Origin of the sequence: Actinokineospora sp. UTMC 2448 (assembly GCF_024760565.1) — a bacterium.
In the GTDB taxonomy this organism is placed as follows: domain Bacteria; phylum Actinomycetota; class Actinomycetes; order Mycobacteriales; family Pseudonocardiaceae; genus Actinokineospora; species Actinokineospora fastidiosa.
The window spans coordinates 4623969-4636936 of record NZ_CP031087.1 but is presented as its reverse complement, the minus strand read 5'-3'; the positions used below and the strand labels follow the sequence as shown (position 1 = coordinate 4636936).

General features: G+C 74.8%; 12 protein-coding genes. 1 reads left to right on the top strand and 11 read right to left on the bottom strand.

The genetic code is table 11. The features are described 5' to 3' along the window. Positions 1 to 83 precede the first annotated feature (83 nt). Complete coding sequence (locus Actkin_RS21130) at positions 84 to 1610, top strand: PQQ-binding-like beta-propeller repeat protein (protein ID WP_258903938.1); 1527 nt, start codon at positions 84 to 86, stop codon at positions 1608 to 1610. Here the strand turns inward: Actkin_RS21130 and Actkin_RS21125 are convergent. Genes Actkin_RS21125 through Actkin_RS21075 form a run of 11 tightly spaced genes read right to left on the bottom strand, consistent with a single transcriptional unit; the run spans position 1607 to position 12911 of the window. Then, positions 1607 to 2167 (bottom strand): GNAT family N-acetyltransferase, encoded by a 561-nt coding sequence (locus tag Actkin_RS21125; RefSeq protein WP_258903937.1) that lies wholly within the window; start codon positions 2165 to 2167, stop codon positions 1607 to 1609. The two genes, Actkin_RS21130 and Actkin_RS21125, sit on opposite strands and share 4 nt — an antisense overlap. Then, a complete protein-coding gene (locus Actkin_RS21120; RefSeq protein ID WP_258903936.1) occupies positions 2164 to 3615 on the bottom strand; it encodes an ABC transporter ATP-binding protein in 1452 nt (483 codons plus the stop codon). Before Actkin_RS21120 ends, Actkin_RS21125 begins: the two co-directional genes overlap by 4 nt. Then, positions 3612 to 4388: an ABC transporter permease gene (locus tag Actkin_RS21115; protein WP_229786953.1), complete on the bottom strand. Its 777-nt coding sequence runs from the start codon at positions 4386 to 4388 to the stop codon at positions 3612 to 3614. The genes Actkin_RS21120 and Actkin_RS21115 overlap by 4 nt, the downstream gene beginning before the upstream one ends. Continuing rightward, positions 4385 to 5323: an ABC transporter permease gene (locus Actkin_RS21110; protein WP_258903935.1), complete on the bottom strand. Its 939-nt coding sequence runs from the start codon at positions 5321 to 5323 to the stop codon at positions 4385 to 4387. Before Actkin_RS21110 ends, Actkin_RS21115 begins: the two co-directional genes overlap by 4 nt. Further along, on the bottom strand, positions 5320 to 6852 hold the full coding sequence (locus tag Actkin_RS21105; RefSeq protein WP_258903934.1) for an ABC transporter substrate-binding protein: 1533 nt from the start codon (positions 6850 to 6852) through the stop codon (positions 5320 to 5322). Before Actkin_RS21105 ends, Actkin_RS21110 begins: the two co-directional genes overlap by 4 nt. Before the next feature lie 13 nt (positions 6853 to 6865). Continuing rightward, positions 6866 to 7645, bottom strand: coding sequence for a class I SAM-dependent methyltransferase (locus Actkin_RS21100; RefSeq protein ID WP_258903933.1), 780 nt, complete (start codon positions 7643 to 7645; stop codon positions 6866 to 6868). Beyond that, on the bottom strand, positions 7642 to 8835 hold the full coding sequence (locus Actkin_RS21095; protein ID WP_258903932.1) for an MFS transporter: 1194 nt from the start codon (positions 8833 to 8835) through the stop codon (positions 7642 to 7644). Before Actkin_RS21095 ends, Actkin_RS21100 begins: the two co-directional genes overlap by 4 nt. Beyond that, positions 8832 to 9821, bottom strand: a complete 990-nt coding sequence (locus Actkin_RS21090) for an enolase C-terminal domain-like protein (RefSeq protein WP_258903931.1) — start codon at positions 9819 to 9821, stop codon at positions 8832 to 8834. Before Actkin_RS21090 ends, Actkin_RS21095 begins: the two co-directional genes overlap by 4 nt. Continuing rightward, complete coding sequence (locus Actkin_RS21085; RefSeq protein WP_308425891.1) at positions 9818 to 10864, bottom strand: PLP-dependent cysteine synthase family protein; 1047 nt, start codon at positions 10862 to 10864, stop codon at positions 9818 to 9820. The genes Actkin_RS21090 and Actkin_RS21085 overlap by 4 nt, the downstream gene beginning before the upstream one ends. Beyond that, entirely contained in the window at positions 10861 to 11661 is an 801-nt protein-coding gene (locus Actkin_RS21080) for a Rossmann-like domain-containing protein (protein WP_258903930.1), read from the bottom strand. The genes Actkin_RS21085 and Actkin_RS21080 overlap by 4 nt, the downstream gene beginning before the upstream one ends. Next, on the bottom strand, positions 11658 to 12911 hold the full coding sequence (locus Actkin_RS21075; protein ID WP_258903929.1) for an ATP-grasp domain-containing protein: 1254 nt from the start codon (positions 12909 to 12911) through the stop codon (positions 11658 to 11660). The genes Actkin_RS21080 and Actkin_RS21075 overlap by 4 nt, the downstream gene beginning before the upstream one ends. Positions 12912 to 12968: the final 57 nt, after the last annotated feature.

The window sequence follows — 12968 nt, the reverse complement described above, 5'->3', positions numbered from 1 at the left end:
CTGTCGAACAGCGACAACACGTTCGCCTTGGTGCGGGGGAGCTTTGCCGCGCAGGGGTCGGCAAAGTCCAGGATGGCAGTCCCATGACCTACCATGATCCGCGAGGCCGTCGGCCACCGCAGCAGTACCCCGCGGGCCCGTACGGCCCCTACCCGCTGCCCGGTCCTCAGTGGACTCCGCCGCCGCCCAAGAGGCAGACGGGGATCATCATCGTCAGCGTCGTCGCCGCGGTGGTCGTCATCGCCGCGGCGGCGGGTGTGTGGCTGTGGACGCGCGGCGACGGCGGGGGCGGCACGGCCGGGGGCGACGAGCACGCGGCCGCGGTCGAGGCCGTCGGCGCCGCCGAGGTGGTCTGGCAGGTCGACCAGGGACTGGCGCCGGAGGCGGTCGGGGCCGACGACCACTGGGTGACCGACGAGCACCTGGTGCGCAGGCTGCCCGGCCGGGTGGTGGCCTACGAGCTGAAGACCGGCGAGACGGCGTGGGAGCTTCCCGTCGGCGAGGTCGACGACGACCGGTGCCCGTCGTCGGTCGGGCATTCCGGCCTGCGGGTCGCGCTGCTGGTCGCCACCGGGGACAAGTCGCCGCAGACGTGCGAGAAGCTGACGGTGGTCGACATCGGCGCGGGCAGGGAGGTCTTCACCGTCGACCTCCCGCCGATCGAGCGCGTGCCGGTGCGGATCGACGTGCCCGTGGTGTTCGGGGAGCACGTCGTGATCCCGAGCCGGGCGGGCACGCGCGTCCTTGCCATCGACGACGGCGCGGTCCGGTCGACGCCGAAGCCGGACGCGGCCTGCAAGTCGACCAAGGCCGCGCTGTTCGGCGATCTGCTGCTCGCCCAGGCCGAGTGCGACAACGGCAAGGAGAGCGACATCCGGCTCCGCTCGTTCGGCGCCGACCTGAAGATGGTCTGGGAGTGGGTCACGCCCCAGGGCGATGACGGGGAGCCGCTGCCGGTGCTGGGCGTGCTGTCGCTCGACCCGCTCGTGGTCGAGCTGGGGCACTCGGGCGGCGACACCCGGCTGATGCGGGTGGACCCGGGGTCGGGCAGGACGGTGCGGATCGCCGAGTACACCGGGGGGACGCGGGGCGACTACATGTCGGCCTGCGACGGATGGGCGATGGGCACCTGCGAGATGGCGAAGGTGGTCGGCGACAAGGTGATCCTCACGACCGTCATGGTCCGGGTGAACCCCGGCGACCCGCGGGCAGCTCCCGGGATGGAGGCCACGGACCGCCGCAACGAGCTCGTGGCGTTCGACCTGGGCACCGGGGAGCGGGCGTGGCGCACGGGGATCGAGCCGGGCCGCACGCTGAGCCTGGTGGCCACCGCCGACGGCAGCGTGGCCGCCTACCGGCCCGAGGACCCCAACGGCGGCATGGGGATCCTCTACTCGGTCGATCCCGACACCGGCGCGCTCGCGCCGCTGATGCCGATCGGGCCGAAGGCCCACGAGGACGACCGCCTGAACACCCACGTCCGGTCGTTCGCCTTCCGCGGGGACAACCAGCTGGCCTTCCTGCGCGACGGCCTCTTCGTCGTCTTCACGGGAGTCCACCGCGCCTCGTCCGTCGGCGACGTGGACACGGTGGCCTTCGCGCTGCCCTAGACCACGCGCGGCGTGGCGCCGCGGCGCAGCGGGATCTCGAAGTGGACGGTCTCCGGGGTGCGGTGGTCGCCGTCGCGGGCGTCGTGGATCTCGGTGGCGACCGCGCGCCAGAAGGGCTCCGCGCCGGGGACGCGGGTGTCGGTGTGCAGGTAGAGCGCGGCGTAGGCCGGGTCGGCCGCGACGAACTCCACGGCCATGGCGACCAGCGCGCGGGCCAGGCCTGCCCGGCGGTGGTCGGGGCGGACGTACACCCGGAAGAGCTGGGCGGTGCCGGGGCCCGCGTACTTCTCGGCGATCCACCGGGGGTGCGGCGGGCTCGCCGGTCCGGTCGCGCGGACCGCGGTGGTCGCCACGACCTCGTCGCCCTTGCACGCCACGAACAGGGCGTGCCGGGGCTCGCGCAGGTAGCTGCCCTCGATGTCGATGACGTCGGCGTGCCATTCGGGGCGGTAGCCGACGCCGAAGTCGTGGTAGAAGGTGTCCAGCATGACGCTGCGCGCGCCGTCCACATCGGACTTGCGGGCGCGGCGGACGCTGTAGGGGCCGTGCTCTGTCACTTGCTTGCCTCCTCGTTGGTGGTCTGGCCCAACAGGCCGGTGGTGACGGGATGGGTGGGGGCGGCCAGCACCGCGTGCGCCGGGCCGTGCTCCACGAGCCGCCCCGCGTGCAGGACGGCGACCCGGTCGGCCAGCCGCGCCACGACGCCCATGTCGTGGCTGATCAGGACGACGGCGCAGGTCAGCCCGGCGAGCAGGTCGAGAAGCCCGGCCTGGATGAGCGTGTCCAGGCCGGAGGTGATCTCGTCGCAGACGAGCACGTCGGGCTGGGCGAGCAGCGCGCGGACCAGCGCGCACCGCTGCAGTTCGCCGCCGGAGAGGCCCGACGGCGCGCGCTCGGCCTTCGCCGCGTCGACGCCGACCTCGGCGAGGCGGTCCAGCGCCGACTCGCGGGCCGCGGCCGCGGTCATGCCGCGCAGCCGGACCCCGGTGCGCGCCACCTGCTCGACCACCGTGCGGTGCGGGTCGAAGGAGGCGCGCGCGTCCTGGAAGACGTACTGGACGCGGGCCACCGCGACGCGGTCGCGTTTCCGCAGCGAGCGCGGCAGGGGCTGGCCGTCGAGCAGGACATCGCCGTCGTAAATCTCGTGCAGGCCCGCCAGGCAGCGGCCCAGGGTGGTCTTGCCGCTGCCGGAGCGGCCGACCACGGCAAGGCACTCGCCCGCGCCGACCGCGAGGTCCACCCCGTGCAGGACGTGGGTGGCGCGGTGCCGGGCGGTGAGTCCCGCGACGCGCAGCAGCGGCGGCGCGGAGTCGGCGGCGTCGGGCGTGGTGAGCCGGGGCTGGGCGTCGATCAGCGCCCTGGTGTACGGGTCCCTCGGCACGGTGAGCACGTCGTCGGCAGGCCCGGCCTCCACGACCCGGCCCGCGCGCAGCACCACGACGTCGTCGGCGAGGGCGCGCACCACGTCCAGGTCGTGGGTCAGCAGGATCAGCGCGACGCCCTGGCCGACCACCTCGGCCAGCTCGGCGACGACCTCGGCGCGGGTGATCGCGTCCTGGCCGGTGGTGGGCTCGTCGGCGACGATCACCGCCGGATCGCCGACGAGCACCTGGGCGAGCACGACGCGCTGCTGCTGGCCGCCGGAGAGCTGGTGGGGGTAGCGGTCCAGCAGGTCGGGGTCGACCCGGGCGCGGCGCAGCGCGGCTGCGACGGCCTCCGGCGGCCCGAGCTCGCGGAACACCTTCCGCAGGCGCCGCACCGGGTTGAGCGCGGCGGCGGGGTGCTGGGGCACGAAGCCGACGCGGCCGGTCACGGTCACCGTGCCGGTGACCGTGACGCCCGGGGCGGCTTCGCCGAGCACGGCCATGCCGGTGGTGGTCTTGCCGCTGCCCGACTCGCCGACGACGGCCAGGACCCGCCCGGCGTCGACGGCGAGGTCCACCCCGTCGACGAGCGGGCGGCCCCGCGCCTGCGCGCGCAGGCCCTCGACGCGGACGACGGTCATCGCGGCTCCTTCCGCAGGGCGCGGTCGAACAGCAGGTTGAGCCCGACGGACAGGGCGATGATGAGCACGGCCGGGACGACCACGGCCCACGGCTGCAGGAACAGCCCGGTGCGGTTGCGGTCGACCATCACCGCCCAGTCGGCGGCGTCGGGCGGCACGCCGACGCCGAGGAAGCTGGCCGAGGCGACCAGGTACAGCGACGAGGTGAGCCGCACGCCCGCGTCCGCGGCCAGCGGCCGGGCCATCGAGCGTCCCATGTAGACCACCGAGGTGCGCCACCACGACTCGCCCTGCATGCGCATGGCCTCCAGCGCGGGCCGTCCGCCGATCTCCAGCGCCGCGGCCCTGGCGATGCGCGCCACGTCCGGGAAGGCGATGAGCGCCACGATGCCGACGAGCACGGCGACGCCGGGCCCGGCGACCGTGGCGAGCACGATCAGCAGCAGCAGCGAGGGGACCGCCAGGAGCAGGTCGAGGGGGCGCATCAGGACCTCGTCGACGATCCTGAGCCGCGCGGTCGCCGCCGTCACGCCCCAGGGCACCCCGACGGCGTAGGCGAGCGCGGTCGCGGCCAGCGCGACGAGCACGACGCTGCGGCCGCCGTCGAGCACCTGGTACCACGTGTCGCGGCCCACGAAGTCGGTGCCCAGCAGGCCGTCGGGCAGGAACGGGGCGGTGCGGGCCTGCTCCGCGGGCACCAACCACGGCCCGACCAGGGCCAGCAGCAGCGGCACGGCCACCATGAGCACGGCAGCGGGCCGGACGCGCCTCATGCCGCCGCCCTCGGGGCCAGCCGGAAGGCGACGAGGTCGGCCAGCAGGTTCACCGCGATGGTCGTCACCGCGAACACCACCGCGAGCCCCTGCACCACCGGAAGGTCGCGGGCCGCGACCGCGTCCACCAGCACCGTCCCCAGGCCGGGGATCACGAACACGGCCTCCACCACGATCACCCCGCCGAGCAGCCAGTCGGTCGTGCGCGCCACCTGCTGCACCGCGGGCGCCAGCGCGTTCGGCAGGGCGTGGGCGAAGCGCACCCGTCCGGGCGGGACGCCCAGCCGCCGGGCGTGGCGGACGTAGTCCGAGGCCAGCGCGTCGAGCATGCCCGCGCGCACGAGCCTGCTGATCGAGCACAGCGGCCGGGCCAGCAGCACGACCAGCGGCAGCACGAGCACCGCGGGCTCGGCGAGCACGTCCACGCCCACCGCGGTCGGCGGCAGCCAGCCCAGGCCCACGCCGAACACCGCGACCAGCACGATCGCCAGCGCGAACTCCGGGATCGAGTGCAGCCCGACCGTCACCGACGTCAGCGCCCGGTCCAGCGGGCCGCCCTCGCGCAGCGCGCCCGCCACGCCCGCGGCGACGGCCAGCGGCACCAGCAGGACCAGGGTGAGCACCGCCAGCACCACCGTCGGGCCCAGCGCGGCCACCAGCGTGTCGGCCACCGGCCGCCCGGACACCACGGACGCGCCGAAGTCCAGGCGCGCCAGGCCCCACAGCCACTCGCCGAACCGCTCCAGCACGGGCCGGTCCAGGCCGAGGGCGCGCCGGATGACCTCGACCCGCTCGGGATCGGGGTCGTCCCCGGCGAGGGCGACCGCGGCGTCGCCCGGCAGGGCGTGCACCATGAGGAACACCGCGGTCACCACCGCCAGGACCTGCACCGCCCCGAACAGCAGGCGGCGCAGGGCGTAGCGGGACAGGCTCACCCCAGCCACACCTTGTCGAAGCGCGCCCAGTCCAGGGTGTTCGCGGGCGCGGTCGACACGCCGCCGACGGTCGTGGCCGTGCCGACGATCCAGTCCGCGAAGCCCCACATCAGGTAGCCGCCCTCGGCGTGCAGCATCCGCTGCATGTCGCCGTAGACCGCGGCGCGCGCGGTCGCGTCCGCCGTGGACACCGCCTTCTCGTACAGCGCGTCGAACCCCGGCCGCGCCCACTTGGTGACGTTCGTGCCCGACGTGGACAGCAGCCGCTGCGCGATGTGCGTCTCGATGGGCATCGCCCCGGAGCGGAAGCTGGACATGACGCCGTCCTTGAGGATGTCCGCCCAGTAGGTGTCCTTGTTGCCGGTGACGACCTCGATGGTGAGGCCGGACCCCTTGGCCTGGTCGGCGAAGATCGTCGCGGCCTCGACCATCCCGGCCGCCGCTGTCGAGGTGTTCAGCCGGATGGTCATGCCCTCCGCGCCCGCCTTGCGGATGAGGTGCTTGGCCTTGTCCAGGTCGCGGACGCGCTGCGGGATGTCGTCGGCGTAGTACTGGTAGCCCTTGCCGTACAGGTCGTTGCCCACCTGGCCCGCGCCAGCGAGCGTCGACTCGACCAGCTGCGGCCGGTCGGCCAGCAGGAACATCGCCTCGCGCAGGTCGCGGTTGTCGAACGGCGCGCGGTCCAGCTTCATCGCGAACGCCTGCACGGCGCTGTTGGGCGAGCGCACGACCGTCATCCGGTCGCCGGAGGCGTGCGCGCGGGCGGTGGTGGGCGTCAGGTCGTGCGCGTAGTCGACCTGCCCGCCGAGCAGCGCGTTGACCCGGGCCGACTCCTCGTTGGCGATGACGAACTGCAGCTCGTCCAGGTGCGCCGCGCCCTCCCAGTAGTCCGGGTTGCGCTTGAGCAGCACCGACTTGCCCGGCTCGAAGGACACGAACGCGAACGGGCCGGAGCCGACCGGCCTGCTGAAGTCCTCCGCGCCCTCGGGCACGATGTAGGCGCCGAAGGCGGCCAGCACGTTGGGGAACTCGACGAACGGCCGGGTGAGCGCGAACTCGACTGTGCGGTCGTCGACGGCCCGGCTGTTCGCCAGGTCGATGACCGACAGGCTCGACCTGGCCCGGAACCCGCGTGCCGGGTCGAGGATGCGCGCGTAGCTGGAGAGCACGTCGGCGGCGCGCACCGGCCTGCCGTCGTGGAAGACGGCCTGGCGCAGGGTGATCCGCCAGCGGGTCAGGTCGGCGTTGGGCTCCCACCGCTCGGCGAGCCGGGGCTGGGCGGCGACGTCGGGGCCGAGGTCGGCGAGCTTGTCGAACAGCGCCTTGGACCGCGCCGCCTCGACGAACAGGTTCGCCAGGTGCGGGTCGAGCACCTCCTTGGCGCCGCCACCGGCGAAGGCCGCGCGCAGCCTGCCACCCGCTTTCGGCGTGGTCGCCGCGCCGGTCGGGCCGCTGCCGCAGCCTGCGACGGCGGCGGCGGACAGCCCCGCGGAGAGGCCGAGGAAACCGCGGCGGGTGATGGCGTTCATGGGTCGTTCCCTTTCAGTGGAGCGGGCGCGAGCGCGCCACGAGGTGCAGTCGGTCGCCGGACAGCGAGTCCCCGAACTCGCAGCCCGGCGACCACGGCGGGTCGGTCCGGGGGCCGGGCCGGTCGAACAGCGCCAGCACGTCGAACCCGGCGATGTCCAGGTGCAGCCGCAGTTCCTGGGGGAACAGCAGCCGCCAGGCCGAGCTCTGGACCAGCGGGTCGGCGCGGCCCGGCCACGTCCAGGCGCGGCGGCGGCGCAGCAGCTGGGCGGCGTGGTCGATCCACAGCCGGGTGGTCGAGGTGTAGGCGACCCCGTCCCAGGTGACCGGGCGGGTGGTCTCGGCGTCGAGCAGTTCGGTGTTGCCGAGGAAGAACGCGCCGTTGCGCATCTCGGCGACGAGCAGCCCGCCGGGGCGCAGGTGGGCGTGGCAGCGGCCGAGGAAGGCGCCCAGGTCGGCGTTGGTGTGGCAGTAGAGGAACGCGCTGTCCAGGCAGGTGATCACGTCGAACCGGCGCGGCAGCACGAAGGTGCGCATGTCGGTGACGGTGAACCCGACGTGCGGGTGCCGCGCGCGGGCGTGCTCGACCATGGTGGCCGCGGCGTCGATGCCGTGCGCGCGGTAGCCCGCCGCGCCGAGCCAGCCCGCGTCGCGCCCGGTGCCGCTGCCGATGTCGAGCAGGTCCCGGCCGCCGCCGAAGCGGGTGACGACGTCGTCGACGAACCGGGCGGCGAGGTGGTCGGGGTCGGGGAACTGGTGCTCGTACAGCTCGGGGTTGTCGGTCAGCAGGTTCACCGCGCGGCCTCCATCGTCAGCGCGCCCCGGCGGTGCAGCGCCAGCACCGCGCCCGCGCTCGCCAGCCCGACCGCGGCCGAGACGGCGGCGCCCCACGCGCCGCCCGCCTCCGTGGCCCAGCCGATGACCCCGTTCGCCGCGGCCGCCACGACGCCGGAGGCGAGGTAGAACATGCCGAAATAGGTGCCCGCGAGGCCTTCCCGGCCGAACGAGGGGATCAGCTCGTAGACGAACGGGTGCGCGATCATCACCCCGACCGCAAGGCCGAGCGTCGCCACCAGGACCGCGGGCACCCCGAGCGCTGGCCACAGGTGCGACAGCGCGGGCGCGAGGAACCCCGCCCCCATGACCGCCATGCCCACGGCGATGGACCGCCCGCGCGGGCGGTCCCGCAGCGCCCGGGTGATCCGCACCTGGAAGACCAGGCTGACCACCGTGGACACGATGAACAGCGCGGCGACCGAGCCCGCGAACCCGGTCACCCGCATCGCCTCCATGGGCAGCACGAGATAGAGCTGGTTCTGCAGCGTGTAGAGCCCGGTCAGGGCGATGGTGAACGCGAGGAACCGCCGGTTGGCCAGGCACTCGCGCCAGTCGCCGAGCACGGTGCCCGTCGGCTCGGCCGCCTCGCGCGCGGGCAGCGCGAACGCCTGGGCGACGGTGAGCACGGCGAAGACCACTGCGGCGCTCACGGCCGCGATCCGGAAGTCCCACAGCAGCAGGACGCCGCCCAGCAGCGGCCCGACCAGCGCCCCGGCCTGGGCGAACACGTTGAACAGCGCGAACGCCTCGGCCCGGCGCTCCTCCGTGGCCGCGACGGCGACGTACGCGCGCACCGCGGGATTGAACAGCGCGCCCGCGACCCCGGACAGCACCGCGGCCGCGAGCAGGACGGGCACCGACTCGCCCAGCGCGAACAGTCCGAACCCGACGGTCCGCAGCGCGCACCCGGCGATGATCACCCGCCGGGGGCCGAGCCGGTCGGACGCGGTGCCGCCGATGAGGAACAGCCCCTGCTGGCTCAGCGTGCGCACCCCGAGCACGATCCCGACCACGGCCGCCGAGAGCCCGAGCGTGCCCGCCAGGTGCGTGGCCAGGTAGGGGACGAGCAGGTAGAAGCCGGTGTTGACGCCGAACTGGTTGACCAGCAGCAGCCGCACCGACAGCGGGAAGGACCGGAACGCGCTCACCGCCGGGTCACGCCCAGCCCGGGCGCGCCGGACACGCGCAGCGTGCCGTCCTCGCCGCCGATGCCCGCCCACGGGTCGCGGGCCAGCAGGAGGTGCCCGTCGAGGTCGACCCAGCGCGCGTGCGCGGTCAGGTGCACGGCGGGGGCGATGCCGAGCGAGCTGGCGACCAGGCAGCCCAGCATCACGTCGAGGCCCGCGTCGCCGGCCGCCTGGATGATGTCGCGGGCGGCCGAGACACCGCCGCACTTGGCGAGCTTGACGTTCACCCCGGACACCGCGCCCGCCAGCGCCCGCACGTCCGCGGCCGTGGCGGCGTCCTCGTCGGCGATCACCGGCACCGGGGTCCGCGCGGACACCCAGGCCAGGCGCTCGACGCGGCCGGGCGCGACCGGCTGCTCGACGGCGTCGACCCAGGGCATCCGCTCCAGCGCGCGCACGGTGTCCTCGGGCGTCCACGCCCCGTTGGGGTCGATGACCAGCCGGGCGTCCGGCGCCGCCGCCCGCACCGCGGCCACGACCGCGAGGTCGTCGGGGGAGCCGAGCTTCACCTTCAGCACCCGGAAGCCGCGCGCGGCCAGGGCGCCCGCCTGCCGGGCGGCGTCGGCCGGGGCGGTGATCCCGATGGTGTACGCCGTGGGGACGTCCGCCCAGTCCGGCGCCCCCACCAGCGCGTGGAGGGGCAGCCCGCGCCGCTGGGCGCGCAGGTCGTGGAGCGCGGAGTCCAGCGCGGCGGCCACCCCGGGCGGCAGGCCGAGCCCGGCCAGGTCAGCGGGGTCGCCGGTCAGCCGGGGCTCCGCCGACCCCAGCGCGGCCAGGATCGCGGGCACGTCGAGTCCGTAGTAGACGGACGTCACCACCTCGCCGCGCCCGACGAGCCCGTCGTGCTCCAGCTCGACCAGCACCGCGTCCCGCCGCGCCATGGTTGAGCGGGAGATGCGCAGGGGCGTGGTCAGCTCCAGGCCGTAGACCGCCGTGCTCAGCCTCACGCGGACACCGCCAGCGGCCGGGGCGCGGCGACCGTGCGGCAGCGCGCCCAGCTGGTGACCTCGACCGCCGCCGGGTCGCCGATCTCCACCGGGCGGTCGGCCGACGCCCCGAACAGGCCCCGCGACCGGCAGAAGTCGTCGTCGAAGATGGTGCCGAGGTAGCGGTGCGGGCCGTCGGGGAAGACCGCGACCACCGAGGCGCCCGCCTCCACCCGGGCCACCCACGCCGCCACCAGCGCGACCGCGCCCGTGCTCCAGCCGCCGGTGACGAAGCCGCCGCGGGCCAGCCTGCGGCAGGCGTCCACCACCTCGACCGAGCCCACCCAGTGGACCTCGTCGAACGCGTCGTAGGCGACGTTGCCCGGGTAGATCGAGCTGCCCAGGCCGCGCATGACCCGGGGGCGGGCCGGTTGGCCGAAGATCGTCGAGCCGACGGTGTCCACGCCGATCAGGCGGACCCGGGGCCAGTGCTCGCGCAGGGCGGCGATCACCCCGGCGCTGTGGCCGCCCGTGCCGACGCTGCACACCAGCACGTCGGCCGGGTCCACCTGCTCGACCAGTTCCCGGGCCAGTCCGGCGTACCCGGCCGGGTTGTCGGGGTTGTTGTACTGGTCCGGCCAGTACGCGCCCGGCAGCCGCTCGCGCACCGCGTGCAGGCGGTCCAGCCGGGCCTGCTGCCAGCCGCCGGTCGGGTGCGGTCGGTCCACGACCTCCAACCGCGCGCCGTGCGCGCGCAGCAGGGCGCGCATCGACGGCTCCAGGTCGTCGTCAACGACGAGCACCACCGGGTGGCCCAGGGCCTGCCCGGCGAAGGCCAGCCCGATGCCGAGCGTCCCGCTGGTCGACTCGACGACCGGCGCCCCCGGCCGCAGCTCCCCGCGGGCCCGCGCGCCGAGCAGCATCGCCACCGCGGGCCGGGCCTTCATCCCGCCCGCGCTCAGGCACTCCAGCTTCGCCCAGAACCCGCCGTGCGGGTGCGGCAGCGGGGTGCGGACCCGGGCGAGCGGGGTCCTGCCGACCAGGTCGAGCAACGCGGGGTTCACCACGACGGCCGCTCCCGGTAGATGTGGATGGTCGACGGCCCGCCGTCGAGCCAGAAGAACGGGTAGGGCTCGGCCGACACCGCGGTGACGCCCGCGCCGACGAACCACGGCAGCACCGCGCTGCCCGTCTGCGCGAACACCACCACCGGGCGGCCCGCCGCCGCGCGCAGCAGCGGCTCGAACGTGCCGTTGCCGAGCGTCATGCCGGAGGCCAGCACGGCGTCGCAGTCGCCGGGGTCGGCGTCGGCGACGATCGGCTCGCCCCACTCGGTGCGCCCGCCCTTGAGGTCGCAGGCGGTGTAGTCCAGCCCGCGGGACCGCAGGTGGTGCAGCAGGGAGTTCACCACGCCCACCACGAGCACGCGGCCTCCCGGCGGCAGGTCGAGCAGGTCGACGACGGTGGCGGCCCTGGCCATCGACTTCTCCAGCGAGCCGCCCGCCGGGACCACGACCGGGTGCGCGCCGGAGGTCTCGTGCGGGTGCGCGCTCATGAGGTAGGCGTCGAGCGCGGCGATCCGCAGGGCGGCGTGCGGGTGGTCGAGCAGGTCCGCGACGCTCGCCCCGACGGTGTCGTGGACGTCGTCGTCGCTGATATCGCCCGGTTCCACCGCGCACGAGCCCACCGCGCGGTCGACGCGCAGGCTGACCACGCTGTTGCGGTAGGACTGGCCGCGCGAGGCGTGCCGGACCCCTTGGTGGGTGGTGAAAGCGACGCTGACCCGCACCTGGCCGGGATCAGGGCCGAGCTTCCCGGCGCGGACCTCGTCCGCCAGGTCCGCCAGGTCCGCCGGTGTCACGCGACGTCCTCCCGGTAGCGCACGTCCAGCCCGGCGACGACCTTCTCGGCCAGCGCCCGGGCCCCGAGGCCGTCGTGGTCGACGGCCATCACGTGGCCCAGGTAGCTGTTGTTGCTCGTCGGGTCGCCCGCGCGGTGACCGGCCGGTTTGAGCGCCACGTCCACGACGCCGGGAAGGTCGGTGTCACCGGTGATCCCGGCGATCAGCCCGGCCCGGGGCGGCAGCACCAGCGCGATGGCCGCGCTGCGGACCCCGGTCTCCGCCCGCTCCAGCCGGGGGCGCTCCCCGACGGCGAGCTGGGCGTACACGGCGGGCAGATCGATGCCGGTCACCCGGCGCACCAGCTCGGTGATCTGGTTGCCCGCCGGACGCGGGTTGACCTCGACCAGCCTCGGCCCGGCCGAGGTCAGCTTGACCTCGGTGTGGGCGACCGCGCTGTCCAGGCCGAGCGCGGCGATCGCCGACACCGCCACCTCCGCGGCCGCCTCGGCCTGCTCGGCGGGGAGGTCGGCGGGGAACATGTGGCCGCTCTCGACGAACCAGGGCGCGCCCGCCACGCTCTTGTCGGTGACGCCGACGACCCGGGTGGTCCCGTCGACGGTCACGGTCTCCACGCTCACCTCGGGGCCGTCGAGCAGCTCCTCCAGCAGCACGGTCGGCAGGCGCGGCTGGTTCCGGGCGTTGATCGGGAAGGTCTCGACCGCGGTGAACGCCTCCCGCAGCTGCGCCTCGTCGTCCACCCGGCGCACGAACATGCCCGCGCACAGGTCCACCGGCTTGAGCACCAGCGGGTAGCCGACGCCCCTGGCGGCCTGCGCGACGCCAGCCCACCCGCTCGCGAGGGCGAACCGTGGCCCGGGCACGCCCGCCGCGGCCAGGGCGGTGCGGGTGAGGTCCTTGCGGTAGGCGCGCTCGACCGCGTCCGGGCTCGACCCCGGCAGTCCCAGGTGGGCGGCGATCCTGGCGACGGTGGCCAGGTAGTAGTCGCACGAGGAGATCACGCCGTCGAAGCGCAGCACGTCGTGCACGCGTTCCACATGGGACAGCAAGGCGGGGACGTCGTTGGTCTCCGCGGTGAGCACGTTCTCCGCGGCCAGCAGCGGATGCGGCCCGTCACCGGACGCGGCGCGCAGGTAGTGGCGCAGATCGCGGGTCAGGAACGTGAAGCGGTGCCCGGATTCGAGGATCGCCCGGGGGAGCAGCGAGCTCATCGCCCCCACCCAGCTCTCGACCATCAGCAGATGCGCCACGTCCCGCCCTCTCGCTCGGCCGCCCGGTGGACAGCAATGATAATCATTGTCGTTAGA

Coding starts and splice junctions, on each gene's coding strand:
- Actkin_RS21130 (WP_258903938.1), top strand. CDS start 84: ATGACCTACCATGATCCGCGAGGCCGTCGGCCACCGCAGCAGTACCCC.
- Actkin_RS21120 (WP_258903936.1), bottom strand. CDS start 3,615: ATGACCGTCGTCCGCGTCGAGGGCCTGCGCGCGCAGGCGCGGGGCCGC.
- Actkin_RS21115 (WP_229786953.1), bottom strand. CDS start 4,388: ATGAGGCGCGTCCGGCCCGCTGCCGTGCTCATGGTGGCCGTGCCGCTG.
- Actkin_RS21105 (WP_258903934.1), bottom strand. CDS start 6,852: ATGAACGCCATCACCCGCCGCGGTTTCCTCGGCCTCTCCGCGGGGCTG.